At 37.0% G+C, this 2,614-nt stretch carries 3 protein-coding genes; 2 read left to right on the top strand and 1 reads right to left on the bottom strand.

Going from position 1 to position 2,614, the window contains the following annotated elements; translation table 11 throughout:
- Positions 1–381, bottom strand: a 381-nt coding sequence (locus tag ACT8YW_RS22830; RefSeq protein ID WP_444107240.1) for an aldo/keto reductase, incomplete at its 3' end; no start/stop codon positions are given.
- A 179-nt stretch (positions 382–560) separates the two neighbouring features.
- Here ACT8YW_RS22830 and ACT8YW_RS22825 point away from each other — a divergent pair.
- Both ACT8YW_RS22825 and ACT8YW_RS22820 read left to right on the top strand, forming a co-directional pair.
- A complete protein-coding gene (locus ACT8YW_RS22825) occupies positions 561–1,577 on the top strand; it encodes a LacI family DNA-binding transcriptional regulator (RefSeq protein WP_118407401.1) in 1,017 nt (338 codons plus the stop codon).
- A 90-nt stretch (positions 1,578–1,667) separates the two neighbouring features.
- On the top strand, positions 1,668–2,597 hold the full coding sequence (locus ACT8YW_RS22820; RefSeq protein WP_444107239.1) for a tetratricopeptide repeat protein: 930 nt from the start codon (positions 1,668–1,670) through the stop codon (positions 2,595–2,597).
- Positions 2,598–2,614 lie beyond the last annotated feature (17 nt).

Here is a 2,614-nt window from a genome sequence, read left to right as displayed (position 1 = left end):
AAACTCCACATCGTGTACATTTATCAGATCGATAAAATCTATATTCAGACGTTCCATACTCTCATACACACTTTCGGTAGCACGCTTTGCAGAGTAATCCCACAGATTTACTCCATCTTTTCCATAACGTCCCACTTTGGTAGAAAGGTAATAACGGTCGCGAGGAAGATCTTTAAGTGCCTTTCCTAAAACAGTTTCCGCTTTATAATGTCCGTAATAAGGAGACACATCGATAAAGTTCATTCCTGCCTCAACAGCGGTAAACACAGCCTGAATGCCTTCTTTTTCTTTCAAATCATGGAAAACTCCTCCTAAAGAAGAAGCTCCAAAACTAAGAGATGATACTTTCATCCCTGTCTTTCCGATTTCATGGTATTGCATACTTTTAGGTTTTAAATCATTTTGTATGCGACAAAAATAGGTCAGTAATAGTTTCAGTGCAGCAGAGAGCGGTCGAAAAACCAACGTAACGGTTTACGTAAAAAATATTGCTTCAAATGCTTTTAATTTTCCGGGAATGTGCTTTCTTTGTAAAAAGAATCTAAGTTGCAGACTTTCAAATGGAAAACCGGAAACATACTTCACTCAAAGATCTCGCCCAAGCATTGGGGGTGTCGATTCCTACTGTATCCAGGGCACTAAAAGATAGTCCGGAAATCAGCCGTGAACTTTGTGCTAAAGCAAAGGCACTGGCTAAAGAGATGAACTATCGTCCCAATCCTTTTGCCATGAGCCTGCGGAAAAATGCACCACGTATCATCGGAGTGATCGTTCCGGATATTGTCACTCATTTCTTTGCATCAATTCTGAATGGAATAGAGAATATGGCTATTGCCAACGGATATTTCGTGATTATCACGACTTCACATGAGTCTTACGAGCACGAAAAAAGAAATATTGAGAATCTGGTCAATATGCGTGTGGAAGGCATCATCGCCTGTCTGTCTCAAGAAACAACCGATTTCTCCCACATCTCCGCCTTGAAAGACATTAATATGCCACTTATCCTGTTCGACCGTGTTTGCCTGACCGACCAATTTTCATCGGTGATAGCAGATGGGGCCCAATCCGCACAGATGGCTACACAACATCTTCTGGATAATGGAAGCAAGCGGGTAGCTTTTATCGGAGGAGCTAATCATCTGGATATTGTAAAGAGAAGAAAACATGGCTATCTGGAAGCCTTGCGTGAGAATCGTATTCCAATCGAAAAAGAGCTGGTAGTCTGCCGGAAAATTGATTATGAGGAAGGCAAGATTGCCACAGAAACCTTACTGTCACTTCCACAGCCTCCGGATGCTATTCTTGCCATGAATGATACATTGGCTTTCGCAGCAATGGAAGTTATCAAAAATCACGGCCTCCGGATTCCGAATGATGTGGCAATCATCGGGTATACAGACGAGCAGCATGCTAATTATGTGGAACCGAAATTATCTGCTGTATCACATCAGACCTATAAAATGGGAGAAACTGCCTGCCAACTACTTATCGATCAGATAAAAGGAGATAAGACTATCAAGCAGGTGACGATTCCGACACATTTGCAGATTAGGGAGAGTAGTATAAAAAAATAAGGGAAACGTCTTATTAAAAGAAGTTTTATAGACAAACGATTCTACTTTTTATTTATAAATACTTACTTTTGCAGAAACAGATAAAACTCTATGAAACCGAACTACCTAACTATTCTAATTACAACACTATGCATTTTCTTTAATGCGTGTCATAATTCAAACACTGCCCCTCAATTACAATTAGCAGATTCATTAATAGACAAACGTGCTGACAGCGCATTATGCATATTGGAAAAGCTATCTATTGAAGAAATATCTAATAAATCAGCAAAAGCCATGTATGCACTATTATTAACAGAAGCTTTAGATAAGAATTTCAAATCTCACCGCAATGACTCTCTAATTCTAATAGCAGTTGACTACTATAAGGATAACAGTAATAATAAGCTAAAAACAAAAGCTTATTATTATCTCGGAAGAGTGTATCAAGACAATAAAGAATATATAAAAGCAACAGAAGCTTATCTAACAGCTTTAAAAACAGCATCCCCAAACCAAGCTCCAATATTACAAATATACAATAATCTGGCTTTATGTTACGAGAGTCAAGAGTTTTATCTTCCGGCTATCAAAACATATAAAGAATCATACGCAACTGCAGAAAAAATGCAAGACAAATATGGAATTTTACACGCAACCCGAGGATTAGGCAATGTTTATGCAATACAAGATGAGGAAGAAAAAGCATTATCTTATTATCAAAAAGCATTATCAATAGCACAATCTATCAAAGATTCATTGTGGGAAAATGCAATTTTTTGTGATATAGCAAAGGTATATGACGACCAAGGGTTATATATAGAAGCTAAAAAGCAAATAGATTTAGCCTTGAGATATGCTCCTTCTAACATTAATTTATCTCCTACTTACTTTTGGAAAGGAAGTATATTGTATAATCTCGAAGAAACTGATTCTGCTATTCACTATTTATCCCGAGCTAGTACTAAGGCCAATATTTATACTAAAGCTTCAATTTATAAGACTTTTTATGAAATAAAAAAAGAAAACAAAAATTATTAACAGTAAATTATATAATA

It is taken from the genome of Bacteroides sp. (genome assembly GCF_052357945.1).
Classification (GTDB): domain Bacteria; phylum Bacteroidota; class Bacteroidia; order Bacteroidales; family Bacteroidaceae; genus Bacteroides.
Note: the sequence above shows the minus strand (reverse complement) of the source record. Positions and strands in the feature narration are given on the sequence as shown.